Source organism: Stanieria cyanosphaera PCC 7437 (genome assembly GCF_000317575.1).
Lineage (GTDB): Bacteria > Cyanobacteriota > Cyanobacteriia > Cyanobacteriales > Xenococcaceae > Stanieria > Stanieria cyanosphaera.
In genome coordinates, this window is record NC_019748.1 from 2,455,257 (window position 1) to 2,480,124 (window position 24,868).

Below are 24,868 nucleotides of genomic sequence, written 5' to 3' on the forward strand. Positions count from 1 at the left end.
AATGGTCATAAAATTAGTTATCAAATACACCTAAAACTTAAGTTTCAATTTTTCCCATATTTTTGCCCAAAGATTTTCTATCCACAGCATAATCAAATCCAACCACTCTAAAAGTCGTTCAAGAGGATGTTTAACATAACCAACAGTAGTAGCATCAGTTTCTAACCATTCTGGTGCGGTTTCTATTTGTTGATTTTGAGAATTATAAACATTAGGAATCATCTCTCCTACTTTATTAGTAATATCACCTGAAGCAATAGATTGATTTTTGCTAGTAATAATTTGCTTTGATTTATTTGGATTCACTCTCAAAGCTTGAGATGATTTTTGTCGTTTAAAATTAAGTGAAACTTGAGTCTTAGATGGTTGTTTGAATTTTTTTGATTTTGATGTAGCAGAAACTGCTGGTAATTTTTTTAAATTTGGATTACTAGTTGATGTTAGTGATTGAGTATCTTGAGAGGTATTATGTTTTTCTATTTCTTTACTTGTCCAATTATCCTGAGCATCAGTTATTGATTCTATACTACTAAACAGATCTTCCCACAATAACCAAGGATCTTCCACAGAAACAGACTCGTTTAATAAGTTATTAGATTGCTGAGATGAAGCAATGTTTTTATTCTTTAAAACCTCAGAACGAGAAGATTGATTAAAAGAATGCTTTGCTTGGTTATCTTTGAAAAAATAATCAATTGCTGCTCGAATTAAAACATCAATTTGAAAAGGATCTTCTGATTCAAGTAGTTCTGGATTTTGCTGGTAATTTTGAACAGATTTTTTGATTTCGTTAGTAGAATTACTTTGATTTAAATTTAATTTAGATAGCCAATTCTGTTGTAAATCATGAAAAACATGAGATGGCTTTGTTAAGGGTTTATTTTCTAAATTGGCAATAGCTGAATCTACAGAATTTAATAATTTGCTCACAAGTAAATCTTCTTCTGAAGCAAGATTAGCTTGAGGTAAAGAATTAGGAGTAAGTTGAGATTCATCAAAAAGATTAGTGGTAACGGCAATGGGGCTAGTTTGTACCCAATTAATTAAATTCCAAAACCAACGAACTGGTGGTGATAAATTGGGATTATGCTGAGAAAAATCAGGTAAAGCTGATAGAAATTTTTGAGTGGTATTCTGAAACAAAGACCTTTTATTGAATTGTCCTTTACCAAATTTGTGAACAATATAACTTGTAATTTGCTCTTGTTGTTGAAGATTGAGAATATCTAAAATTTGATTATTACTATCAACCAAAACTAAATTATGAGAGTCTAGTAAGCTAGCTACTCCTTGAATAGCGGTCTCGCCGTTGGCGAGGCACTTCGCGATCGCTTTAGTCGGATTTTTTTGATGACTCAGTTTAGCTTTGAAAATTTCGATAGTAGCTGTAATCTTCTGTAGAACATTGTTTTGTCCATCAAAGCTTAGTTGTGATTCTGAGCGCAACAAGCTAATTGCTTGGGAATTAGAATTTACTCGCTCAACTGTTTGTTCTGTGATCAATAAAGGCTCAACTGCTTTTAAAATCTGTTCAATTGGCTGATCTGTTGATTGAGTAGATAAAGCGGAAGAGTCTAACTCACCAGGCGTAAGATATTTGCTTGGTTGTGCCTTTTGCTCTAATTGTTGTCTTGTCGAGCGTCCAGCTTGTACCATCAAATAAACTGGATAAAGCAAAATTTGTACGCCAAATTCCGTTGCTATTTTAAGCTGTCTTACTGTTTTACCAATTTCACCACCTAAACGGATTGATTGACGATTGAGAAAATTAAATAAACGACTTTTATAACGCTCTGTGGAGGAAGAAGACATGGATAAAACCATTGAACCAATTCTTTAATATTATCCATACATAACCAAGATATTGGGGATAAATAGTTTGTAAATTGTAAATAAATAAAAACCTCAAGGAGCAATTATCAAATCTTTTAACAAAAATTTACCCGAAATGAACAAACTAAGCTTAGGAGCGCGCTTATTTTTGTCCCATTTAATCGTAATGATTGTGGGTTTAGCTAGCTTTGTTCTCATTGCTAAGGTTTCTTCACCCAGAATGTTTATTGTACGTCTCGAACAACTTGAAAAAAGAGGCATTTTTACTGTACATTCGGCCCGCACTTATTTAGTAGAAAACTTTCATAATGCTTGGAATCGTGGTGCGTTTTGGTCATTAATTGTTGGGGGTTCTACTGCTGGAGGATTAAGTTATTTAGCCTCCAAAAGGATTATGCGCCCTCTCAAACAGATGAAAGATATTACTTACAACTTTGCAGCAGGAAACCTCGATCAAAGAATGCCAGAAAGTGAAATTCCAGAGTTAAATCAACTTGGAGTTAGTTTCAATTCTATGGCTAGCAGCATCGAAGATGTAGAAAAACGTCGACGGGAACTGATTAGTGATTTGACTCATGAATTACGTACCCCTCTAACAGTAGTACGGGGCTATCTAGAAGAATTAGCCGATGGAAGAGTTGAACCATCACCAGAAATTTATTCACGTTTAGTTAGAGAAACTAGAAGATTAGAGCGATTAATCCACGATTTACAAGAACTTTCTAAAGCAGAGGCTGGTTATCTATCAATTAACGCCAAAAAAATTAATATACGTCCTTTAATAGTATCTTTGGTAGGTCGATTTGCCGATCAACTCTTAGAAGAAGGACCTGTTCTCAAATTGGATTGTCCAGCCGAATTACCACCAGTTTTAGCAGATCTTGACCGAACTGAACAAATTTTAGTTAATTTACTTGGTAATGCAATTAGATATACTGAACAAGGATCGATAACGGTCAAAGCTTGGAAAGATAATCGTCAACTTTGGATTGCGATAATTGATACAGGCGTTGGTATTGCTCAAGAAGATTTGCCCTTTGTTTTTGAACGTTTTTGGCGTGCCGATCGCTCTCGTGCTAGTTATTCTGGTGGCACAGGGATTGGACTGGCTATTACTCGTCGTTTAGTAGAGTTACAAGGTGGCAAAATTGAGGTAGAAAGTGAAGTGGGGCAAGGAAGTACTTTTCGTTTTTGTCTTCCCATTGCCTAGTAAGTCTTTTTAGAAAATTCTATCGATCCTGAATAATTAGCCTCAAATCCTTTTAAGATAATTTAGTTTCTTAAGCTTCGTTGGAGGGATTAATTCGTGGAAATGTTGCCAGAAAATTTACAGCATTTAAAAGATCGAGTTGCACTGGTTACGGGTGCATCGCGAGGAATTGGCAAAGCAACTGCTTTAGCTTTGGCGATAGAAGGTGCAAAAGTAGTAGTCAATTATGCTAGTTCTAGCAAAGCTGCTGAGGAAGTAGTCAAAGAAATTATTGAAGCTGGCGGTGAAGCAGTTGCTTTAGGCGCGGATGTTTCTCAAGTAGAACAAGTAGATCATCTTATTAAGCAAACTTTAGATAAGTTTGGACGCATTGATATTTTAGTGAACAATGCAGGTATTACTAAAGATACCCTGTTGCTGCGGATGAAACCAGAAGAATGGCAAGCGGTAATCGATCTCAATCTGACTGGGGTTTTTCTCTGTACTCGCGCTGTCAGTAAAATTATGCTGAAACAAAAGACAGGTAGAATTATCAATATTACTTCTGTAGCAGGACAAATGGGTAATCCTGGTCAGGCTAATTATAGTGCAGCTAAAGCAGGGGTGATTGGTTTTACTAAAACTGTTGCCAAAGAGTTAGCCACTCGTGGAGTTACGGTTAATGCAGTTGCGCCTGGGTTTATTGAAACTGATATGACAAGTGGTCTTAAATCTGATGATATTATTAAGTTTATACCCCTTGGTCGTTATGGAAAACCAGAAGAAATTGCAGGGATGATTCGTTTTTTAGCAGCCGATCCTGCTGCTGCTTATATTACAGGACAAGTCTTTAATGTTGATGGCGGGATGGTAATGGCTTAAGCAATCAACTATCTTGTAGGGTTTGGCAATGCCAAATCCTGATCGATTAAGATTTAACGACGAGCAAAACCTACTGTTCTAATGACCATACCAGCAGAGATCAGGGTAGAAAATTCGTCTACTCTTTGTTGTTGACCTAATCTAGCAGGATGATGATAAATTTCATTTAAACTAAGAGTAATTACAATCGCGATCGCAGCAGTTAAACTTAAGTTACGTACAAAAGAAGTATCTTTTTTGAGTATTAATATTTCTTGCCACAGTTGATTTAACATTGTTTGTTTCCTTCTCTTCTTACCTCTAAACTTAGATACGATTTAAAAGTTGCTCGGATGCAACTATTAGATAAATAAAAGAGAAATGGTTTCATGAACAAACTATTAATTACAGGAGTAAGTGGTTTTTTGGGTTGGAATATTTATCAACTGGCAAAAAGTCAATGGCAAGTATATGGCACTTGTTATAGCCATTATAATTTATATTCTCAACAGAACATTATCAAAACTGACCTCACTGATTTGGTTGCTCTCAAAAACTTATTTAAAACAATCGATCCTAGTGCAGTTATTCATACCGCAGCAGCTTCTAAACCAAATTTTTGTCAAACTAATCCGATTGAATCTTATGAAATTAACGTTACTGCTTCAATGAACTTGGCGCATCTATGTGCTGAATATCAAATTCCTTGTATTTTTACTTCTACAGATTTAGTTTTTGATGGTCAAAATCCACCTTACTCAGAAACCGATCCTGTTTCTCCTATTTCTTACTATGGAGAACAAAAGGTAGTAGCCGAACAACAAATGCTGGAGATTTATCCTGCCACAGCAGTTTGTCGAATGCCTTTGATGTTTGGGATGCCTTCTCCTACAGCTAATAGTTTTATTCAAGGTTTTATTGACAATCTTCAAACAGGAAAAGAATTAAATTTATTTATCGACGAATTCCGTACCCCTGTAAGCGGTACTATGGCTGCACAAGGATTATTACTTGCCTTAGAGCAACAAGTTTCAGGTTTATTACATTTGGGAGGAAAAGAAAGAATCTCCCGTTACCAATTTGGTTTGTTATTAGCAGAAACAATGGGATTTTCTACCGATTTAATTAAACCTTGTCGCCAAAAAGATGTAGTAATGGCTGCACCACGATCGCCTGATACTTCTCTTCATAGTAGTAAAGCTTTTGCTCTTGGTTATCAACCACTTTCTCTTAAAGAGCAATTATCTTTAATCCCTAACTCTGGTGGGAATAAATAATACGCCAGCCCATAATTAACGCTAAAATTACCGACGGTAAACAGACAATGATTAAACTTAAGGATACTGTGGGAGTTAACGATAACTGAGAACCACCATACTTAATTAAAACTGAGAGTAGGGTAGACGCGATCGCGACTTTAATAATAAAACTCAATGAATTATTCATGAAATAATAATTTACTTAACTTTTTGGCGGATATAGTTGATCAATTGATTGACTTGTTTTTTCAATTGTTCCATTTCTAAATCCATTTTCTTGATTTGAGTTTTGAGAGACTCAATTTCGGCAGCCATAGACACAGTATCGGTATTGACGACTCCTGTTGTTTTATGATCCGATGAATCAAAATGTTGAGGCTGTTTTTTCGCCTTCATCATTGCTTCTCGAATGGCATCAACAAGCTGTTTTTGATCGAAAGGTTTTTCTACAAAAGAAAAATATTCAAAAGGTTCAGGAAGTTTGTCTGTGACTTCTTCTTTACGCCCAGACATTAAAACTAGAGGAATATTTCTTAAATGTTGTTGTTTTTGAATCTCTTGATAAACTTCCCATCCACTCATTTTTGGTAACAGGAAATCTAACATAATTAGGTTGGGATTTTCCGAACGAATTAAGTTATATCCCTCCAAGCCATCTTTGGCTTCAATTACTTCAAAGTTACCTACAGGTAACATATCTTTAACACGCATTCTAATAACTTTACTGTCATCAATTACCAAAATCTTATGAGTCGGCACGGTTCACTCCTTGCACAGGAAATTTACTAGACTTAATCTATATAAATATTTTTATATTGTTAGAGTTCCCCTATCCCAACTCAAAATAACAACTGAGAGTCAAATTCTCAGTCCTGATTTGGGATTGAATATTTTTGTTAGGTTGAGATAATCGATGGATCGCATTCAAGACTTTCATGGGACTAAACTAGAATCATCTACAGATACAATTAATTTACCGAAATGGCTGAAACGCTCGATTGGTAAAGCAAGTGATATTTCTACTGTACAACGAATCATCAAACAAAGAAGTATTCATACTATTTGTGAAGAAGGAAGATGTCCAAATCGAGGGGAATGTTACGCTAATAAAACAGCGACTTTTTTGTTGATGGGCCCAACGTGTACACGAGCTTGTGCTTTTTGTCAAGTAGATAAGGGTCACTCCCCGATGAGTTTAGACCCAGAAGAACCGATTAAAGTAGCTGAAGCTGTTAGTTTGCTTGGTTTACGTTATGTAGTCCTTACTTCAGTTGCTAGAGATGATTTACCTGATGGTGGTGCAAGTTGGTTTGTCAAGGTAATGAATGCTATTCGGGAAAATAATTCTGAGACTCAAATTGAAGTTTTAACTCCCGATTTTTGGAGTGGCAAACAAGGAATCGCTAGTCAACAGGAAAGAATTGCGACAGTGGTAGCTGCTAAACCAGCTTGTTATAATCACAATCTTGAAACAGTAAAACGCTTACAAGCACCAGTGAGAAGAGGAGCTAAATATGAACGCTCTCTTAATGTGTTACGTTCAGTCAAAGAATGCGATCTCACTATTGCTACTAAATCTGGTTTAATGTTGGGATTGGGAGAGACAGAAGCAGAAATTATTGAAACCATGCAAGATTTGCGTTCGGTTGGATGCGATCGCTTGACGATTGGTCAGTATATGCGTCCTTCTTTAGAACATTTACCCGTACAAAAATATTGGACTCCAGCCGAATTTGAGCATTTGGGCGAAATTGCTCGTTCTCTTGGCTTTTCTCATGTTCGTTCTGCCCCTTTGGTAAGAAGTTCTTATCATGCAGGAGAAGAAGACAATCAACAGTGACCAGTTATCAGTTACCAGTTACCAGTTACCAGTTACCAGTTATCAGTTATCAGTTACCAGTTACCAGTTACCAGTGTTAATTGTGACTCACTCCTTGTCTCCTCCCCTTTCTTTTTCTCAATCAGCAAACTAGGTGTTGATCGGCTTACTATGGCAAAATTTTATTCTCAGTTAACTGAAGAACTACAGGCTTTTATTGCAGCACAAAAAATCTTTTTCACCGCGACTGCACCCACTACAGGAAGAATTAATTTATCACCTAAAGGTATCGATACTTTTCGTTGTCTTGATGCTACAACAGTAGCTTACCTAGATTTAACGGGAAGTGGTAATGAAACTGCTGCCCATTTACAGGAAAATGGACGAATCACGATTATGTTTTGCAGTTTTGATGAACAACCTTTGATTTTGCGTCTTTATGGCATGGGAAAGACAATCAAACCTAGAGATAGGCAATGGCAAGAATTATCTTTGTTATTTCCGCGTCTACCTGGAGAACGCCAAATTGTCATTTTGAATATTGAATCAATCCAAACTTCCTGTGGTTATGGTGTTCCTCTGTATGAATTTAAACAAGAAAGACAAACTGTGATTAACTGGGCAAAACATAAAGGAGAAGAAAAAATCAAGCAATATTGGCAGGAAAAAAATCAACAAAGTATTGACGGACTACCAACTAATTTGCTTACTGAAATAGAGGTTAATAAATAGTGGTTGTACGATTTGGCAGAGAGATTTGCGGTAATCTTGAAACGGCAGAGTCAAGAGAATGGTTGGTTACGAATGGCATTGGTGGTTTTGCTGCTGGTACGATCGCAGGAATGTTAACTAGACGCTATCATGGTTTATTAATTGCAGCACTTCAACCTCCTTTAGGTAGGACTTTATTAGTTAGCAAGTTAGAAGAAACGGCAAATTATCAAGGACAATCTTATTCTTTATCTACTAATCGTTGGACTGATGGTAGTATCGATCCTCAAGGTTATTTACATCTCGAAAGTTTTCATTTAGAAGGAACTATTCTTGTTTGGCAATATGCTTGTGCTGATGCTTTATTAGAAAAAAAAATCTGGATGCAGCAGGGACAAAATACTACTTACATTCAATATCATTTGGTGCGTGGTACTGAACCCTTAAAACTTAATCTCAAAGCGTTAATTAATTGTCGAGATTTCCATGGCATTACTCAAACAGACGATAAACAGATTAGCATCCGTAAGATTGAAAGAGGAGTCTGTGTTAACATCCAGAGTTTACCTTTATATTTATTTGCTACCCAAGGCAATATCTATATTGAAGACAATTGGTATTATGGTTTCGATCTAGCAGTAGAGAGATATCGCGGTTTAAGTGATTACGAAAATCATTTTCATGCTGCTACTTTTAATAATGTTGTTTTAGAACCTAATCAATCAATCACGATCATAGCTTCCACTGAAGCAAATCCTAACTTGGATGCACAAACAGCTTTGGCAAATCGTCGTACTTATGAAGAAAACTTATTAAAACAATTTCCTCATCTCACTGCACCCGACTGGATCAAACAGTTAGTTTTAGCTGCCGATCAATTTATTGTCTCTCGTACTTTACCTAATGAACCCGATGGTAAAACTATTATTGCGGGATATCCTTGGTTTGGAGATTGGGGTAGAGATACGATGATTAGTTTAACAGGATTAACTCTAGCCACAGGTCGTTCTGCACTAGCACGCCCAATTTTACGTACCTTTGCTTATTATTTAGACCGGGGGATGTTACCTAATGTGTTTCCAGATCAAGGTGAAACTCCTTACTACAATACAGTAGATGCTACTCTTTGGTATTTTGAAGCGATTCGTGCTTATTATGAACAGACGAAAGATGATGAGTTATTAACAGAACTATTTCCCAAATTAGCAGAGATGATTGACTGGCATAAACAAGGCACTCGCTACAATATTGCGATCGATCCTAATGATGGTTTACTTTATGCAGGAGAAGAAGGAGTTCAACTTACTTGGATGGATGCCAAAGTTAACAATTGGGTAGTAACTCCTCGAATCGGTAAACCTGTTGAAGTAAATGCTCTTTGGTACAATGCTTTAACAATAATGCAGCAATTTGCCCAATATTTAGGTAAATCTGAGCAAAAATACACCCAAATGGCAGCACAAACGGCAAAAGGTTTTCAACGTTTTTGGTGTCAGGCAAAAAGTTGTTGTTATGATGTTCTAGACTCTCCACAAGGAAATGATGCTTCTGTACGACCAAATCAAATTTTTGCTGTGTCTTTACCCGCAAATACTCAAATTTCACCTCTTTTGACCAAAGAACAACAAAAAGCCGTAGTTGATACTTGCGCTAGATTATTGCTTACTTCTCACGGATTGCGATCGCTTTCCCCTCATCATGCTGATTATCAAGGACATTATGGTGGCGGAGTAGTACAACGAGATGGAAGTTATCATCAAGGTACAGTTTGGGGATGGCTGATAGGTGCATTTGTCCAAGCACATTTAAAAGTTTATCAAAATCCTGCGGTTGCTAGCACTTTTTTACAACCAATGGCAAATCATTTACAAGCTGCTTGTGTTGGTAATCTTAGTGAAATTTTTGATGGCGATCCGCCTTTTACTTCTAGAGGTGCATTTGCCCAAGCTTGGACAGTAGCAGAAGTTTTAAGAGTCTGGGTTTTACTGAATCAAGATTAAATTTTTTCCTTAAATTATCATAAGTAGGGACAATTCATGAATTACCCCTACAACTTTTAACTTTATAAACACTTGTGAGACAAAAACAATTAAGTTGGTGGCAAGGATTAGGAATAATCGCAATAATTTGGTTAGCAGGAGCAATATGCGATCGCATTTGGTTTGCTTTGGATCATTCTGTACCTGCTTGGGATCAAGCTGATTATCTCAATGGTGCGTTAAATTATTGGCACGCTCTAAAAAATCCGCAATGGTTTGATGCTGATTGGTGGCGGAGTTTTTGGTTAATATCTAATAAAATTCCCCCTCTTCATTATATTTTGACTGTTCCATTTCTTAATGTTTTTGGAACAAGTGAAGATGCATCCGCTTTAATTATGCTGTTTTATAGTGCGATTTTGTTGCTTTCTGTGTATGGGTTGGGAGTAATTTTATTTGATGTTTCGGTAGGATTATGGGCAGCAGGATTGTGTCAATTATTACCAGGTTTATATTATTATCGTCTCGAATTTTTATTAGATTATCCTCTTGCTACGATTGTAACTTTAAGTTTTTATTTAATAACTCTTTGGCATATTTATAGTCAAGCAAAAGTTAATCAAATCAGAAGTTGGTTATTTGCTTTATTATTTGGAATTGCCTTTGGTTTATCTATTTTACTGAAACAAACGGCACTGTTTTTTTTATTCTTTCCTTTAGTTTGGATATTTATTAGCTGTATCAAAAACCAACAATGGTTAAAACTAGGTCAATTTTTAATTGCGATCGCTACAGGAATTTTAATTTGTTTTCCTTGGTATCGAACCAATTGGTTATTAATTCTAACTTCAGGAAAAAGAGCAACTTTAGATTCTGCTATTGCTGAAGGAGATCCAGCTTTAAATACTATTGATGCTTGGACATATTACGGTGAAATTTTGCCTTATTTACTTTCTTGGCATTTGTTGTTAATTCCAATCGGAGGGTTGATTTTATATGGAATTTTTAAAGGTAAATTATATCCAAATCAAACCAATAATTTCTTATCTACTCTTTCCCCTAATTTTAAATGGAGATGGTTAACTCTTTTTCTGTTAGGTGGTTATTTACTTGCTTCTCTAAATATTAATAAAGATGCTCGTTATATTTTACCTTTGTTGCCAGTTTTATCTTTAGTTTTAGCGGTCGGTTTATTATCTTATCAAGGACGCTGGCGAATCTACTTACGTTGGGCAACAATTATTTTAGCCATCTTATTATTTTTAGCAAATCTCTTTCCTATCGGTGGAAAATTTATTACCACTAAACTAAGTCCAAATGTTCAACATTATCCTTATCTCGGACAACCCTATCCTCATCAAGAAGTTATTCAAGAAATTATTAAAATATCTCCTTATCTTCGTTCAACTTTAGGTGTTTTACCTTCTACGCTAGAAATTAATCAACACAACTTTTCTTTTTATGGAGGACAAAAAAACTTTCAAGTAGTTGGTCGTCAAGTAGGAATAAAAGATAATGAAATAGAACAAGATGCGCGATCGCTTAATTGGTTTATTACTAAAACTGGCGATCAAGGTTCAGTACCAGAGCCTCAAGCAACTATTACTAAATTAATAGAAACTGATTCAGATTTTCAACTGCAAAAAACTTGGCAACTTCCCGATCAAAGTAATCTCAAACTTTATCAGCGCAGACAACCTTTAGTCACAGTTGCAACTAGCGAAATCAATCAAAATCAAGTCAAACTAGAGCGAATTATTGTTCCAGAAGTAGCACCTCCAGGTAAACCAATTTCTGTTACTTATCAATGGTCTGGAAATTGGCAAGAATTACAACAGGGAATAGTATTATTAACCTGGACACTCGCTCAAAATAATCCTTTTCAAAATTCATTTTGGTTACATGATCATAGTATTGGAATGGGCGCATTAGATAATAGTAATCTAAGCATTCAATTACAAAATCAGACTTATCAAGTGATTGAAAATACAGCAATGCTTCCTCCTCCAGACTTAGAGTTAGGAAACTATCAATTAAAGGCAACTTATCTCAACCGTCAAACAGGAAAAACTTATCCTCTTGCTGTTCCTTCATTTAATCTTACTATTGATCCAAAAGCACCAATAAATCCTGCACCCGAATTAGATTTAGTAACTCAATTACGAACGATTGCCCCAAACATGGTTAATGGTGTATCAGGATTAGAACCTATTTTTACTCAAACTGCTCGTATTAATCAATATGATGCCAAACAAGATTATCTTAAACAAGCAGAAATAGCCTTATCTTATCGTTTACAACACAACAAAGTAGACCAACAACAAAAAGGAAATTGGTTATATACAGTAGCATTGTCAAGAGTACTACAACAAGATGTAACAGGTGCAATTAATAGTTTTCAACAAGCCATTCAATTAGATTCTCAAAACCCTCACAATTATGCTTATTTAGCTTTTGTGTATCTCTATGATTGGCAACCAAAATTAGCTCAAAAAAATCTAGATACAGCATTAAAAATTAACCCCAATATTCCAGAACTAAAAACTCTTAGTGGAATAGCTGCATTAATGCAAGGAAATGTATTAAAAGCGTGGCATTTACTTCAACCAATAATTAACAAATAATAGTAATTCTGTTATCAGTGACCAGTAACCAATCAACTATCAATAAATCAATCAATGCAACAACAAATAACCAAAAAACAACTACGCAAAAAAATATTAGAACAAAGAAAATCGCTAACTAAATCAGAATGGCAAACCAAAAGCGATCGCATTTGTAAACAATTACAATCTTCTTCATTATTTAATCAAGCTGAAACTGTTCTTGCCTATTTTAGTATTCATCAAGAACCCGATCTCAGTCCTTTATTTACTATTAATAAAAAATGGGGTTTTCCTCGCTGTGTCAATCAACTTTTAGTTTGGCATTCCTGGCAGTTAGGAGAACAACTACAACAAGGACTTTATAACATTCAAGAACCATTAATTAATGCACCTTTAATTCAACCTCAAGCAGTAGATTTAATTCTTGTTCCTACTGTTGCTTGTGACGCACAAAAATATCGTTTAGGTTATGGCGGTGGTTTTTATGACCGAATGTTAAGTGATCAGCAATGGCAAAATAAAACTACAATTGGAATTGTCTTTGATTTCGCTTATTTACCTCAATTACCTATCGATCCTTGGGATATCAAACTTGATTATATTTGTACAGAAACAGGTCTTTATTAAGCAAATATACTCAGATCAATATTGAATAAATCTTACTTTCATTTAAGCTTTGTTACAAAAATAAAAATTAATCTTTAAAAATAAAGCTGATTTTGCTAATTTAAGCAAATTATAAAAATATAAATTTAGTATTCAGATTCTTTATTAAAACTTGTACAAATTAACTAATATCTTAACTATGAAACATTTTCATGACGAATGGATACAGGAATGGTGCGATCAAAACGGTTGGACAGATTTATTTAGAGAACGTTGTAATCATTATTGGGCATTTCCACCAGGGGCAGTAATGCCAGAACCAATTCCCAATAAAGTATTAAGATTAATTAAGGCAGAAAAAGGACTAAGTTCAGACGAACAAATCTGGCTAACCACCGCAATAGTTGTTAGTGCGATCGCATTAATTTCCACTTATTTATTCATGTCTCCGATGCCGATTGTCTTAGCTTTTGCCTTTGATGCGATTACTGTTGGTCAATTAGAAGTAGAAGGAATCTAAACTTCAATCAACAGTCAACAGTTGGTCGATGAATTGATAAATGATGACCAATAACTGATAATTATTCATTGATAACTGGCAAATCAGAACTGTTAACTAATGAAGCTGCCTGCTAATAGTCGTTTACAATTCACCACTGGTCTCAACATTTGTCGTGTTTTAAATGGAATGTGGCAAATGTCTGGCTATCACGGACGAATCAATCCCCCCCAAGCAATACAAAGTATGTTTCAGTATTACGATGCTGGTTATACTACATGGGATCTAGCTGATCATTATGGGCCAGCAGAAGATTTTATTGGTGAATTTCGTCGTCAATTAAAAAATTCTCGCGGACAAGAAGCCTTATCAAATCTCCAGGCTTTTACCAAATGGGTACCTAAACCAATTCCCATGACTAAACAGTTGGTAGCAGATAATATTAATATTTCTCTCAAAAGAATGGATGTTGAGAGTTTGGACTTGCTACAGTTTCATTGGTGGGAATATCGCGATGATAGTTATTTGGATGCGCTGCAATATTTAGCCCAATTACAACAAGAAGGCAAAATTAAACATCTAGCTTTAACTAATTTTGATACCAAACATTTAAAAATCATTACTGAAGCTGGAATAAAAATAGTTTCTAATCAAGTTCAGTTTTCAGTCGTAGATCGTCGTCCCCAACTGGCAATGATTGAATTTTGTCAGCAACATAATATTCAACTACTTGCTTATGGAACTTTATGCGGAGGTTTGATCAGCGAAAAATATCTAGGCCCAAGAGAACCGCAAATTTTTCAACTTAATACGGCGAGTCTGAAAAAGTATAAAAATATTATCAATGCGTGGGGAAGTTGGAATTTATTTCAAGAATTATTAACTAATCTCAAAAAAATTGCCGATAAACATCAAGTTAGTCTTGCTAATGTCGCTGTACGTTATATTTTAGAACAACCTACTGTAGCAGGAACTATTGTTGGGGCAAGACTGAGTATTTCTGAACATCTAGAAGATAACGCTAGAGTATTTGATTTCAATCTTGATCAAGATGATTATCAAAAAATCGATGCAGTTTCCCAGAAATCTAGAAATTTATATCAATTAATTGGTGATTGTGGTGATGAATATCGCAGATGAATATAGCAATTCTCATAGCTATAAAATACAGTTGATTCTTTGATTTTTGTTGAATGTTAATTGTTAATGGTTAATTGTTGATTATTCATCCCTCATAATTAGTAATTAGTAACTGTCTCACAACTTACGATAGGAATACTATAGATGATTAGATTTGGTAATAATCCAGAAAATATAGCCGAAGATATATGGAGAGGGCAATTAGATGCCTTTGTGCAAACTAACCAACAAAAACTAGCTGCTTTAGCTTGGGGATTACAGCAAGAATGGAACAATTCGGATCAAACTTTAGGTATTGATCTTAAACCCACTCCTCATTTTGTTGCTTGTTCTAGATCAGCAATTGAACAACTAAATCAAAATACGAATGGACATCTTCAAGAAATTTTAGGATTAATTGATGGTTACAAACCAGAAGAAGAAGTTTTAATTATTGTTATCGGTGATGGACAAATCAAATTAATTCATTTTCAACCTCAACCATCTCCACCTGTTTGCTTTGCTAATTCATCAGAAAATCTTGATACTTTAATTGAAGATTTGTCAGCAACTTTAGCGCAAAAAATATCTTTAACTTAAATAATCATATTTTAGCTCATCGCAAATATAGCGCGATCGCGGCCTTGTACTTTAGCTTCGTATAATGCTTTGTCAGCAAAAGCAATTAACAATTCTGGTGAACCTTCCGGAGTAGGAGTCATCGTAAAAACGCCCAAGCTCATTGTTACATATTCACAGACTGCTGATTTATGGTGAGCAATTTTGAGATTTTTGACTTTAGCACGAATTTTATCAGCAATTTCCAGTGCTTTGTCTGCATTAATATTAGGTAGAATAATGGCAAATTCTTCTCCACCGTAACGAGCAACCAAATTATGATCATCTTCCATTGCAGCTTCGATTGCCAAAGCTACCTGCTGTAAACAATGATCACCAATCGGATGACCGTAAGTATCGTTATAAAGTTTGAAATAATCGACATCACACAAAATCAAAGATAAAGGAGAATGGTCTTTTCTCAGAGTTTGCCATTGCTGTAATAAATATTCATCAAAACGACGACGATTAGCTACTTGAGTTAAACTATCCAAAACTGTTAGCCTTTCTAATTCTTGATTAGCTTGATGAAGAGCAGTTTCGGCTTTTTTGCGATCGCAAATTTCTTTGTGTAGCTGTAGTTCAACTAAATCTGCGTGTTCAGTAGCTGTTTCCAGCATAATTTCTAAATCAGCTTTTTCTTGTCTTAATTCTTCTAGTTCTTGTCGCAAAAATTCTATTTGCAAATGCATTTGCTCTTTAGCAATTTGTTCTTCCAAACTATTATTGCAACTGTCGGATTCATCACAATTTCCTGTAGCTAATTCAGTAGTAATTAAAGTTTCAATAGCTTTGCTATCTAAAGGTTTAGAAAAAAAGTATCCTTGACCATATTGACATTTGAGAACTTTAAGTTGAGCTAGTTGATTAATCGTTTCGATTCCCTCTGAAATTACATCCATTCCTAAATTACTAGCTAAAGTAACAATTGCTCGAATAATTCCTAGTTTTTCACTACTTGCTTCCATAGAATTAACAAACGAGCGGTCAATTTTTAAGGTAGTAAAAGGAAACATATGTAAATAACTTAAGGAAGAGTAACCAGTCCCAAAGTCATCCAAAGAAAACTCAACTCCTAACGTTTTCAGTTCTTGAAGTATGGTAATAGTAGATTGAGGATCTTCAATTAAACAACTCTCTGTAATTTCTAGCTTTAAATTATTAGGAGTAATTTCTGTCTCTTGTAATATTCTTTTTACCTGTCCAACAAAATTATCGTGTGCCAACTGTTTTCCTGAGATATTAACACTCATTTTCCAATTAGCAAGTTCGGGAAACTTTAACTGCCAGGCACGCATTTGTAGACAAGCTTCTTTGAGTACCCATAAACCTAAAAAGATAATTAATCCCATTTCTTCGGCTAAAGGAATAAATTCTTGCGGAGAAATTAACCCTCGGACTGGATGTCGCCAACGTACCAAAGCTTCAAAACCATTAATTCGTTTAGTAGTTAAAGAAACAATTGGTTGATAATGTAGTTCAAATTCTTGACGAGCGAGCGCTAATCGCAAATCATTTTTTAATTGCAGTAAACTGATGGCATGAATATGCATCGTTCGATTAAATATTTGATAATAACTATGAGGATTTTTCTTCACATGAGTTACAGCTAATTCCGCATCTCTGAGGAGTTCTTCTGGCTCTGTATAATCTTCGGTACTTAATGCAATACCAATGCTAGTATCAACAAATATTTCATAACCATTCAATTTAAAAGGTGTCAAGAGTTCTTGATAGATTCTTTCGGCAATATCAATCACATAATTAAAGTTATGAAGATCTTCTAATAAAATGACAAATTCATCACCACCTAAACGAGCAATTATATCTTCTTCTCGTAAACAATTTTTCAATTTTTGAGAGATGGCGATTAATAGTTCATCTCCTAATTTTCTACCTAAACTGCTGTTAATTGCTTTAAAACGATTTATATCTATAAATAAAACGGCAAATACATATTCTTTTTTTTCTTGGGCTAAATTAATTGCTTGTCGAATATATTTAAATAATAAATTATAGTTTGGTAATCCTGTTAAATCATCATAAAAAGCACTATCTAGTAGTTTGTTTGATGCTTTTTTAAATAATTTTTCGGCTGCTTTGTTAAAAAATAAACAGTTTTCATATTGATCTAAAATAATTACGGCATCATCAATAGTTTTTAGTTTAGAAATTAACCCTGAATTGATTTCAGACTTTTGTAAGTGATTTTGATACATGAATTTATCCTAAAATTTGTTAGAAAAAAAATTATTAATAAATCATGTTCAACTTTTTTTAAACTTGTTTGATTTTGCAATAAATATATGACTTAAACTTTTAATATTTTGTTATATATAAAAATTAAATTCAATTAATTTTATTTTTTTGCTTACAAAATCTATCTAAAAATAAGTTGTACCAAGTATTTTATATATCTAAACTGACAAAAAAATAGGCTTAATAACCACTGGAAAACTACTGATTCTTGGTAAGAATACTGTAAAGTTATCAATAATTTTTGAGAAACACAAAAGTGACTTCTTTAAAGCTAATCTAAAGAAAGCTGATTAAGTATCCAAATCAATGCCAATCTTCCTACAATCTCTGCCTTCAAAACAACTTGAGAAAAATACGGAGTCTACTCAAGCATTACCTAATTAATCTATTTCTAAATTCTGTCAAAGTCTTCTTGAGATATTTTACCAAGCGCAATCTCGCCGAGGAGCGAGGCGCATCCGCGGTCGCCTTTAGTTCAGTCATCGCTTATGAGCGGTCACTAGAGAAAATAAAGTAATCCCAAAAAATTTCTGGCTTGGTGATATCGTAATTGATATTCAAGACCTTAATTAAGTTTTTTTAATTATCAATGACTTTTTATCATCAGGATGAGCAGTTAAATCAACTAGGTAATCAGATTCTCAATTTGATTTGGCAAGAGTTTCCCAAATTCAATCAAACTAAGATTGCCTTAACTTGGATTGTTTACGATCCGCCAATAATTGTAAATACTGGTGGTGCTTTATCTCCTGAAGAATTTTGGCAATATCCCCTGCGTGGGTTTAGCTATCGTGGTAAAGAAAGAATTTATCCTGCTAGTTTGGTCAAATTATTTTATTTGGTAGCAATTGAAGAATGGCTCAATAATGGCATGATTGCTAGTTCACCAGAGACGGAAAGAGCAATTCAGGATATGATTGTTCTTTCTAGTAATGATGCTACCAGTTTAATTGTAGATTTATTAACTGGGACAACTAGTGGTCCAGAATTATCCGCCGGACCGTTTGCGACTTGGAAACATCAACGTAACATTGTCAATCGCTATTTTCAGTCTCTTGGTTGGCGAGAATTAGAAAATATTAATGTTAATCAAAAAACTTGGACTGATGGTGCTTATGGTCGAGAAAGAGCGTTTTTAGGAGAATTAAGAGAAAATCGCAATATGTTAACGAGTGACGCGATCGCCAGATTGCTGCATAGTATTGTTGGTGGGGTAGCAGTTTCTAGTCAGCGATCGCAAAAAATGATGTCTCTGCTTAAACGTAGTCTCAATCCAGATGAATTTGTGATTAGTGATGGAGAAAACCAAATAACTGGCTTTTTGGGCGAAAGCTTACCAAATCATGCTCAATTATGGTCAAAAGCAGGTTGGACTAGTCAAGTTCGTCACGATGCTGCTTATATTGAAATTCCTGAATTCCAACCTTATTTACTGATTGTGTTGAGCGAAAGCCAAAACAAAGCGATTTTACCGTTTATCTCTCATGCCGTAGTTGAAGCAATGAAACAAATATCAGTTTAGTTGTCGGCTTAATTAAAGGTTGGCGATAATTTTACTATGAATTGATGAGCGATTAAATTGGGAGCATTGCAGTAGCAAATTTGTGAAGCAGTATCATTCTGAGTTTAATTGTTTTTCATAAGGTTTAACTCTCTTTCTAGTAGATCAATGTTCGTCTATCGTAGTGATCAGTTTGAGCGACAACTAAGTAGATATCACAGCTTGTCATTACAAGTTGACCGTCTTTGTCAAGAATTGGAACAAATGAGCCTCAATGACGCACAAACTAGATTTGAGCGCATTTATCCCTATCTCAAACGCAAAGAAGGTAATTTTCGCTTGATTGCACGGATTTATTCTTTAGAAACTGAAAGAGTACTAGCATGGTTGACAGTATTTTCAAGAGGTTCTAGAGATTATCACTTTTTCTTACGAGAAAGAGAAAATTATGGCGATGGTTCTTTAGAAGGGGGAGTAGAACAATCAATTAGACAATGGCTGAAAGTAGAAAAGGCAAAAGCAAAACCAATTATCACTACCTCTCCTCATCTGCCTGAAAATTTATTAACTTGGTTTAAACCACCTCGTTGGGATTTGGATACCGATAGCAGTGTTATTTACGAAAGTGAAATTTGGCTTGATCAATTGAGTCAAACAGAAATCTTTGCTCACAGTTCTATTTATTATCAAATCATTGAAAAAATTGTTGAGAATTTTGCGACAATTGGCGAATCAACTCAATGGCAACATCTCAAACTTTATGGTCAAGAAGATAAATATGTTTTATTTAGTCCTTTAACCTTTGTTGATTACCTTTCCCAACAAATTATTTTTTTAATTGCACCTTTTAATCATCATCCTTTTGATCGAGAATTAGCTGAGATTGTTGATTCTTTGAGTATTAGAGGTAATGGGAGAAATTGGTTGCAAAATACGAACAATCTTTCTCTAGAAACTTTAACTAATCTTGCTAAACGTACTTATCCTAGTTATCTGCTAGCTGTGCCAGAAATGTGGTTAGCTATTCAACAAGGTAATGGAGTTAACTTAGCTCTTTCTGCAGAAGAAAAAGCCATTCTTCATTCAGTTTCCACTACCAAAACTTTACCTCTATTTTTAAATGGTAGAGCGGGAAGTGGTAAATCAACCATGCTATTTTACCTATTTGCTGAATACTGCGATCGCCATATTAAAGAATGTTATAAAAGCAAACAAAACCTTTATAAAAAACCTCACCCTTTATTTCTTACTTATAATCGTGGAGTTGCCGAATTAGCTAGAAGTAAAGTTTTTTCTTTATTAGAGTCTAATTATCGTTTTTTAGCAGACCGAAACGAGTTCAAACCAATTCCCAGTATTACTCCTTTTTTTAAAACTTTTCGTTCTTTTTTACTTAATTTATTACCAACCGAAACTAAAATTTTCTTTCGAGAAGATAATTATATTTCTTTTCATCGTTTTCGTCAGTTGTGTCGTCGGAGTTGGCGTAATTATTCTCCAGAAAAATGCTGGTTAGCTATTCGTACTTTTATCAAAGGTTATTACTTAGACGAACGCGATCAATATTTTACTGATGAAGATTATCAAGAAATTCCTAAAAAAGAAAAAAGTCTTTCTGTCGAAGAATTTCAACAAATTTATCGTCATGTTTGGCGATGGTATCAAAACTATACTAAAGAAAATCAACTTTGGGACGATCAAGATTTAATTCGTCAAGTGTTACACCTCAAATGTTATCGTCCTGAATATACAGCTATTTTTTGTGATGAAGCTCAAGATTTTACTCGATTAGAATTAAAATTAATCATGGGCATCTCAGTTTTTTCTCGCTACGATCTAGAACAAGAACAGTTTATTGATAGTTTTCCTTTTGCTTTTGCTGGAGATCCGCTTCAAACTCTTAATCCTACTGGTTTTCGTTGGGAAAGTTTACAAGCAGCTTTTTATAATGAAATTCTCTCTATTTTAACGCCTACTAAAAAACTTCCTCTTGATAAACATTTTACTGAATTGAAATGTAATTATCGTTCTGTAGCTTCAATTGTTGGTTTAAGTAATTTAATTCAATTATGGCGAAAATTTTTATTTAATTATAGTGAAATCAAACCTCAACAAGCGAGAAAATTTAGTCAGTTTGTTCCGCAGAAATTTATTATTGGTCAAAATATTTCAAGCACAGCTATTCAAACTTTATTAAAAGATACTTTGATTCTGATTCCTTGGGATGAAGGTGGAGAAAAAGATTTTGTTTTACAAGATGAAATTTTAGGCAAATTTTTAACAGAAGAAAATCAAGCAGAAATTCCTTGGAATATTTTAAGTACTACTGCTGCTAAAGGATTAGAATTTAAACAAGTTATTCTCTACAAATTTGGTGAATGTTGCCCAAGAGGACTTTTACAACTTAAAACTGAACCAAAAGAAGAGGAAAAGTATTTTTTAAATAAACTATATGTTGCTATTTCACGTGCTACCGAACGTTTATTTATTATTGATTCTCCTAGAGGTGAAGAAAAACTTTGGCAATATGCAAGCGATCGCAATTTTTTAGAAGAATTTTTAAACTTAATTGAGCATTCAGAAACAAAAATTGATTGGCAACAACAAATTCAATTAGTTGAGATAGGAATTAATCCACAAATTATTGCCTCAGATGATTTAGAATCTCTAGCTCAAACTTTTAAACAAGATGGTTTGAATACTGAAAATCCTGAGTCTTTAAAACGCGCTTATCAAGCTTATCAACAACTTGGTAATCAACATCAAGCTATCTTTTGTTTGGCATGGTTTCTAAAATTTACCAGCAGCTTTGTTAAAGCAGGAAAACATTTTTTGACTTTAAAAGATGTATCGGAAGCTTGTGATTGCTTTTGGCGAGGAATGGCTTGGCAAGAGTTATTAAATTTATTATCATCTCAAGAGAATCAAGCTCAAAGTTTTTCTCAATATCAAAGTTTAATTCCTTTAATTAAGTTTTTAGCTGAGAATAATCTTTCAGTTCAAACTAATTCTGAAATAATTAAATTAGAAACGCTTTTAAATTTTACTGAGTTTTTAGCAAGAGAATTACAACAATCTAAACTTCCTGAGTATTTGTATACAACTCAAGGACAGATTGCTTTAAAGAAATACCCAAAAATTATTCATAAATTACTTGAACAAAACTATCCTCTTTCTTTATTACAATGGCAACAAATAGGATTAGTCTTAGCTAGTTACGGGGAATTTACTAATCGAGAAATCGAGAAAAATGCAGCCGAATGTTTTTATCACGGAAAAAATTATGCTCTAGCTCTAAAATTTTGGGAAAAAGTTGTTAATGAGCCAGAAAAATCTTGTGAAACTAAATATTATTTCGCTAAAGCTAGAGTTACTGGACTTCCTGATGGAATTGAATATTTAGCCAAAGCTCAGGCACATCAAACAATTATTTATTTATGGGTTAAATCTGGAAAACCTCAAGCAGAATTATGGTTAAAATATCTTGCTCCTGCTTTAGAAGCTCTTCAATATTGGAATCAAGCATTAATAGTTTATTGTTGGCTAGATAATATTAAAAAAGTTCAAACTTGTTGGCAATTAATTAGTAAAGATACTAAATCTATAAGCTTATTTAAAAAGTTACTTAAATATTATATTTCTCATCAATATTGGCAAGAAGCGATCGCAACTATGAGCAGCGATCTAAATCCAGAAATTGCTCAAACTCCTTTAAAGTATTATTTCATTTATCTTTTATCTAAATCTCAATTAACACCAAATCAATTAAATCAAAATCAAAAAAATTTATATCTTGATTTTATTCAACAAAATATTATTAATAATTCTGATTGGCAGAAATATCTTTTAAGCGAACAAATTAAAACAACTTTAACAAAAATTGGTTATTTACATTCCAACTGAACATTTTGAGATATAGCAACTTAAAAAAAGAAGTTGTAGTTGTTCTTAGTTATGATTTATGTCCATCGATGTGTTTAAGGATACATTTTTAAAAGTTTAAGCAAAAAATTTTAATTAAATTTCATTTTCGTAAAATATGCTACAGAATTAACCTGCAACTTTTTAAATCAGGCGTTATACTATCTTTCGGTTAGTGACAGAAAACATAATCTTCAGACTAAGCTAGGCTCAATTAGTTAACTAGTTGGTCTTAAATTCAAACTTATAGTTACTGTTTTAAAAATCTAATCAAAACTACACCAAACCTTATCAAAATCTTCAATTAAACTTTATTGAGATTCAGTAAGATTGCTCATGTCATTGTTTTTTATTGTCAGACAGAATCATAGCATCGCTAAGTAAGATTATTTGAATCATTATTTTAATGCTTAAACTGCATTATCTAGATTCAGGAACTTTACTTATCTGTTATTAATCAAATTAGAGAGCATTATTAAGCAACGACCAACGTAATAAATAAATGAGGGTAGCTACATCAGAGCGACCCTACCAACTGAGTAAATTAGAGTTCGTTAATCATGAATGTAAAAGAGTATACAGCAAAAAACATTTTTTTTAGCGGTTGGATTAACAATAATCAACAAAAGAACAAAAGCTTGTCTAAATTTGATATATTTTCCCCTTTGCGTCAATGGTTAAACGAGCTTGAAATTTGCGATCGCATTTTGGCTCATCGTCTTTGTCAATTGATTCCAACTCAATGTCCTTTTGAAAGAAAGATTAAATTATTTGGCAAAACAATTATTCGTATTCCTCCTTTGTGTAAACTAAATCCTCTCTATGAAGAGGTAGTAGCTTTACGTTTTCGAGCGATTTGTTATTTAGCCGATCAATGTGGTGAAGATGTTAGCTGTTACTGCTAAGATACGTATTTACTAGATCGTATTTTTGGGCAACAGTAAAATCCTCATGGCAATTATCGCGCTTAAAGCCTGGTACTTAGAGCAGTATGAACCAATCAAACAGGTAATTAAAAAACCTCACCATCTACGTTTGAGTAGAAATAGTTTATTAAAATCAGGCTTGCGAGTAGATTTTTTGGATGACCGCGCTACAGTAGAAGCATCAGAGTGGTTTGCACGCTACTTAGAAGGAGAAAGTGTCGAATTTTATATTGAAGGAAGTGGTAATTATTTAATTGCCAATATCGATTTAGTTTCTCAAGAGATTTACTTTACCAAACAAGAAACTTTATTAGGACTAGAACCAGTTATTTATCTTAGTCCTCAACGAGAATATCCTCAAGCCAACGAAGCTTTGCAAACTGCTTTAGAATTAACCATAGAACAAATAAACGAGCGATCGCGTTTAAGCTTGACTTTAGAAATTGCTCCCCGTGGCAATAATGATCCTGTGCGCCTCAGTAGTAGTCAATTAAGAAAGATTCGGAAAAGTTTATTATATATTGCAGATGGTACACCTATTGCGAGTGTAGGAAGTCAAGATTCTGCTCAACTGTTGCTTAATTCTAATGTCTGTGTTGAGATCGGTTATGCTTTAGAAAGCAAAGATCCAGGACAAATTTTATTAATTCAGCAACAACGTTCTGATTTGAATGGTCAATTACCTTTCGATTTTTCTCAATATAAACAATTAAATTATAAAAATGCTTCTGAGTTGAATAAAAGCTTACCTAAATTAATTACGGCTTTACTACAAAGATTTAGTTTGTAGATTTAAAATGAGGATTGAATTTTAAAGAACCGAGCGAGAATTGCCGTTCTGTTTTTAGGGGGCAGGGATAAAAGCGAGGAGCTAATACTCAAACGTTAAGATAGAAAGAAAAACACTTTACTCCTAATTGCTCAAACATGACAAAGGAGGTAAAAAACTTCTAAGTGAAAGAATTCATAATTGTCCTGCTTGTGGATACATTACCAACAGAGATGTAGCAGCAGCCCAAGTAATCAGAAATAAGGGACTAGTAGCGGTGGGACATCCCGTGAATCAAAACGCTTGCGGAGGACGTTGAGGCGAGGTTGCCTCGCCTCTTTATCGTCCGTGAGACGTTAGTAGCGGGGGCTAACCTTGTTAGTCTAGTTAAGA

At 34.2% G+C, this 24,868-nt stretch carries 21 protein-coding genes; 16 read left to right on the forward strand and 5 right to left on the reverse strand.

Translation table 11 applies throughout. The features are described 5' to 3' along the window. Window positions 1–30: 30 nt before the first annotated feature. Window positions 31–1,824: a hypothetical protein gene (locus STA7437_RS10670; RefSeq protein ID WP_015193397.1), complete on the reverse strand. Its 1,794-nt coding sequence runs from the start codon at window positions 1,822–1,824 to the stop codon at window positions 31–33. A gap of 124 nt (window positions 1,825–1,948) precedes the next feature. Between STA7437_RS10670 and STA7437_RS10675 the strand changes: the two genes are divergently transcribed. Both STA7437_RS10675 and fabG read left to right on the forward strand, forming a co-directional pair. Further along, the gene (locus STA7437_RS10675) at window positions 1,949–3,043 is read left to right on the forward strand and encodes a sensor histidine kinase (RefSeq protein ID WP_015193398.1); all 1,095 of its coding nucleotides are present in this window, start codon (window positions 1,949–1,951) and stop codon (window positions 3,041–3,043) included. Window positions 3,044–3,139: 96 nt separating this feature from the next. After that, on the forward strand, window positions 3,140–3,904 hold the full coding sequence (gene fabG, locus STA7437_RS10680; RefSeq protein WP_015193399.1) for a 3-oxoacyl-[acyl-carrier-protein] reductase: 765 nt from the start codon (window positions 3,140–3,142) through the stop codon (window positions 3,902–3,904). 53 nt (window positions 3,905–3,957) lie between these two features. On the opposite strand, the gene STA7437_RS10685 is transcribed toward fabG, so the two are convergent. Then, on the reverse strand, window positions 3,958–4,179 hold the full coding sequence (locus STA7437_RS10685; RefSeq protein ID WP_015193400.1) for a hypothetical protein: 222 nt from the start codon (window positions 4,177–4,179) through the stop codon (window positions 3,958–3,960). A gap of 93 nt (window positions 4,180–4,272) precedes the next feature. On the opposite strand from STA7437_RS10685, the gene STA7437_RS10690 reads away from it, so the two are divergent. Then, window positions 4,273–5,160, forward strand: a complete 888-nt coding sequence (locus STA7437_RS10690; protein ID WP_015193401.1) for an SDR family oxidoreductase — start codon at window positions 4,273–4,275, stop codon at window positions 5,158–5,160. Here the strand turns inward: STA7437_RS10690 and STA7437_RS25460 are convergent. Then, a complete protein-coding gene (locus STA7437_RS25460; RefSeq protein WP_015193402.1) occupies window positions 5,138–5,329 on the reverse strand; it encodes a hypothetical protein in 192 nt (63 codons plus the stop codon). The two genes, STA7437_RS10690 and STA7437_RS25460, sit on opposite strands and share 23 nt — an antisense overlap. Before the next feature lie 11 nt (window positions 5,330–5,340). After that, entirely contained in the window at window positions 5,341–5,901 is a 561-nt protein-coding gene (locus STA7437_RS10695) for a response regulator (protein WP_015193403.1), read from the reverse strand. A 154-nt stretch (window positions 5,902–6,055) separates the two neighbouring features. Between STA7437_RS10695 and lipA the strand changes: the two genes are divergently transcribed. The 8 genes from lipA (at window position 6,056) to ccmS (ending at window position 15,081) form a co-directional block, all read left to right on the forward strand. After that, window positions 6,056–6,982 carry a lipoyl synthase gene (gene lipA / locus STA7437_RS10700; protein ID WP_015193404.1) on the forward strand — a complete coding sequence of 309 codons (927 nt, stop codon included), beginning with the start codon at window positions 6,056–6,058 and terminating at the stop codon, window positions 6,980–6,982. A gap of 150 nt (window positions 6,983–7,132) precedes the next feature. Next, window positions 7,133–7,693 (forward strand): pyridoxamine 5'-phosphate oxidase family protein, encoded by a 561-nt coding sequence (locus STA7437_RS10705; RefSeq protein WP_015193405.1) that lies wholly within the window; start codon window positions 7,133–7,135, stop codon window positions 7,691–7,693. Then, complete coding sequence (locus STA7437_RS10710) at window positions 7,693–9,672, forward strand: amylo-alpha-1,6-glucosidase (RefSeq protein WP_015193406.1); 1,980 nt, start codon at window positions 7,693–7,695, stop codon at window positions 9,670–9,672. The genes STA7437_RS10705 and STA7437_RS10710 overlap by 1 nt, the downstream gene beginning before the upstream one ends. Before the next feature lie 74 nt (window positions 9,673–9,746). Beyond that, complete coding sequence (locus tag STA7437_RS10715; RefSeq protein ID WP_015193407.1) at window positions 9,747–12,275, forward strand: glycosyltransferase family 39 protein; 2,529 nt, start codon at window positions 9,747–9,749, stop codon at window positions 12,273–12,275. Window positions 12,276–12,329: 54 nt separating this feature from the next. Next, on the forward strand, window positions 12,330–12,884 hold the full coding sequence (locus STA7437_RS10720; protein WP_015193408.1) for a 5-formyltetrahydrofolate cyclo-ligase: 555 nt from the start codon (window positions 12,330–12,332) through the stop codon (window positions 12,882–12,884). Window positions 12,885–13,062: 178 nt separating this feature from the next. Then, window positions 13,063–13,383 (forward strand): slr1957 family protein, encoded by a 321-nt coding sequence (locus STA7437_RS10725; protein ID WP_015193409.1) that lies wholly within the window; start codon window positions 13,063–13,065, stop codon window positions 13,381–13,383. Between the two features lie 99 nt (window positions 13,384–13,482). After that, window positions 13,483–14,502 carry an aldo/keto reductase gene (locus tag STA7437_RS10730; RefSeq protein WP_015193410.1) on the forward strand — a complete coding sequence of 340 codons (1,020 nt, stop codon included), beginning with the start codon at window positions 13,483–13,485 and terminating at the stop codon, window positions 14,500–14,502. A gap of 144 nt (window positions 14,503–14,646) precedes the next feature. Then, window positions 14,647–15,081, forward strand: coding sequence for a beta-carboxysome assembly chaperone CcmS (gene ccmS / locus STA7437_RS10735; RefSeq protein ID WP_015193411.1), 435 nt, complete (start codon window positions 14,647–14,649; stop codon window positions 15,079–15,081). Between the two features lie 11 nt (window positions 15,082–15,092). Here ccmS and STA7437_RS10740 read toward each other — a convergent pair whose 3' ends face one another. Continuing rightward, window positions 15,093–17,318, reverse strand: a complete 2,226-nt coding sequence (locus STA7437_RS10740) for a diguanylate cyclase domain-containing protein (protein WP_015193412.1) — start codon at window positions 17,316–17,318, stop codon at window positions 15,093–15,095. A 629-nt stretch (window positions 17,319–17,947) separates the two neighbouring features. Here STA7437_RS10740 and STA7437_RS10745 point away from each other — a divergent pair. The 5 genes from STA7437_RS10745 to STA7437_RS25465 all read left to right on the forward strand — a co-directional run bounded on the left by STA7437_RS10745 (window position 17,948) and on the right by STA7437_RS25465 (window position 24,794). After that, window positions 17,948–18,880, forward strand: coding sequence for a serine hydrolase (locus STA7437_RS10745; RefSeq protein WP_015193413.1), 933 nt, complete (start codon window positions 17,948–17,950; stop codon window positions 18,878–18,880). A gap of 201 nt (window positions 18,881–19,081) precedes the next feature. Next, the gene (locus STA7437_RS10750; protein WP_171815451.1) at window positions 19,082–22,762 is read left to right on the forward strand and encodes a 3'-5' exonuclease; all 3,681 of its coding nucleotides are present in this window, start codon (window positions 19,082–19,084) and stop codon (window positions 22,760–22,762) included. 578 nt (window positions 22,763–23,340) lie between these two features. After that, window positions 23,341–23,685: a Mo-dependent nitrogenase C-terminal domain-containing protein gene (locus STA7437_RS10755; RefSeq protein WP_015193415.1), complete on the forward strand. Its 345-nt coding sequence runs from the start codon at window positions 23,341–23,343 to the stop codon at window positions 23,683–23,685. A 46-nt stretch (window positions 23,686–23,731) separates the two neighbouring features. After that, on the forward strand, window positions 23,732–24,496 hold the full coding sequence (locus STA7437_RS10760) for a hypothetical protein (RefSeq protein ID WP_015193416.1): 765 nt from the start codon (window positions 23,732–23,734) through the stop codon (window positions 24,494–24,496). Window positions 24,497–24,623: 127 nt separating this feature from the next. Continuing rightward, window positions 24,624–24,794, forward strand: a complete 171-nt coding sequence (locus STA7437_RS25465) for a zinc ribbon domain-containing protein (RefSeq protein ID WP_245562103.1) — start codon at window positions 24,624–24,626, stop codon at window positions 24,792–24,794. Window positions 24,795–24,868: the final 74 nt, after the last annotated feature.

What these genes read in the sequence shown, in the direction of transcription:
- STA7437_RS10705 (WP_015193405.1), top strand. Translation starts at nt 7,133, where the DNA reads ATGGCAAAATTTTATTCTCAGTTAACTGAAGAACTACAGGCTTTTATT.
- STA7437_RS25460 (WP_015193402.1), bottom strand. Translation starts at nt 5,329, where the DNA reads ATGAATAATTCATTGAGTTTTATTATTAAAGTCGCGATCGCGTCTACC.
- STA7437_RS10730 (WP_015193410.1), top strand. Translation starts at nt 13,483, where the DNA reads ATGAAGCTGCCTGCTAATAGTCGTTTACAATTCACCACTGGTCTCAAC.
- STA7437_RS10725 (WP_015193409.1), top strand. Translation starts at nt 13,063, where the DNA reads ATGAAACATTTTCATGACGAATGGATACAGGAATGGTGCGATCAAAAC.
- lipA (WP_015193404.1), top strand. Translation starts at nt 6,056, where the DNA reads ATGGATCGCATTCAAGACTTTCATGGGACTAAACTAGAATCATCTACA.
- STA7437_RS10670 (WP_015193397.1), bottom strand. Translation starts at nt 1,824, where the DNA reads ATGGTTTTATCCATGTCTTCTTCCTCCACAGAGCGTTATAAAAGTCGT.
- STA7437_RS10745 (WP_015193413.1), top strand. Translation starts at nt 17,948, where the DNA reads ATGACTTTTTATCATCAGGATGAGCAGTTAAATCAACTAGGTAATCAG.
- ccmS (WP_015193411.1), top strand. Translation starts at nt 14,647, where the DNA reads ATGATTAGATTTGGTAATAATCCAGAAAATATAGCCGAAGATATATGG.
- STA7437_RS10690 (WP_015193401.1), top strand. Translation starts at nt 4,273, where the DNA reads ATGAACAAACTATTAATTACAGGAGTAAGTGGTTTTTTGGGTTGGAAT.
- STA7437_RS10685 (WP_015193400.1), bottom strand. Translation starts at nt 4,179, where the DNA reads ATGTTAAATCAACTGTGGCAAGAAATATTAATACTCAAAAAAGATACT.
- STA7437_RS10675 (WP_015193398.1), top strand. Translation starts at nt 1,949, where the DNA reads ATGAACAAACTAAGCTTAGGAGCGCGCTTATTTTTGTCCCATTTAATC.
- STA7437_RS10760 (WP_015193416.1), top strand. Translation starts at nt 23,732, where the DNA reads ATGGCAATTATCGCGCTTAAAGCCTGGTACTTAGAGCAGTATGAACCA.
- STA7437_RS10720 (WP_015193408.1), top strand. Translation starts at nt 12,330, where the DNA reads ATGCAACAACAAATAACCAAAAAACAACTACGCAAAAAAATATTAGAA.
- STA7437_RS10755 (WP_015193415.1), top strand. Translation starts at nt 23,341, where the DNA reads ATGAATGTAAAAGAGTATACAGCAAAAAACATTTTTTTTAGCGGTTGG.
- STA7437_RS10740 (WP_015193412.1), bottom strand. Translation starts at nt 17,318, where the DNA reads ATGTATCAAAATCACTTACAAAAGTCTGAAATCAATTCAGGGTTAATT.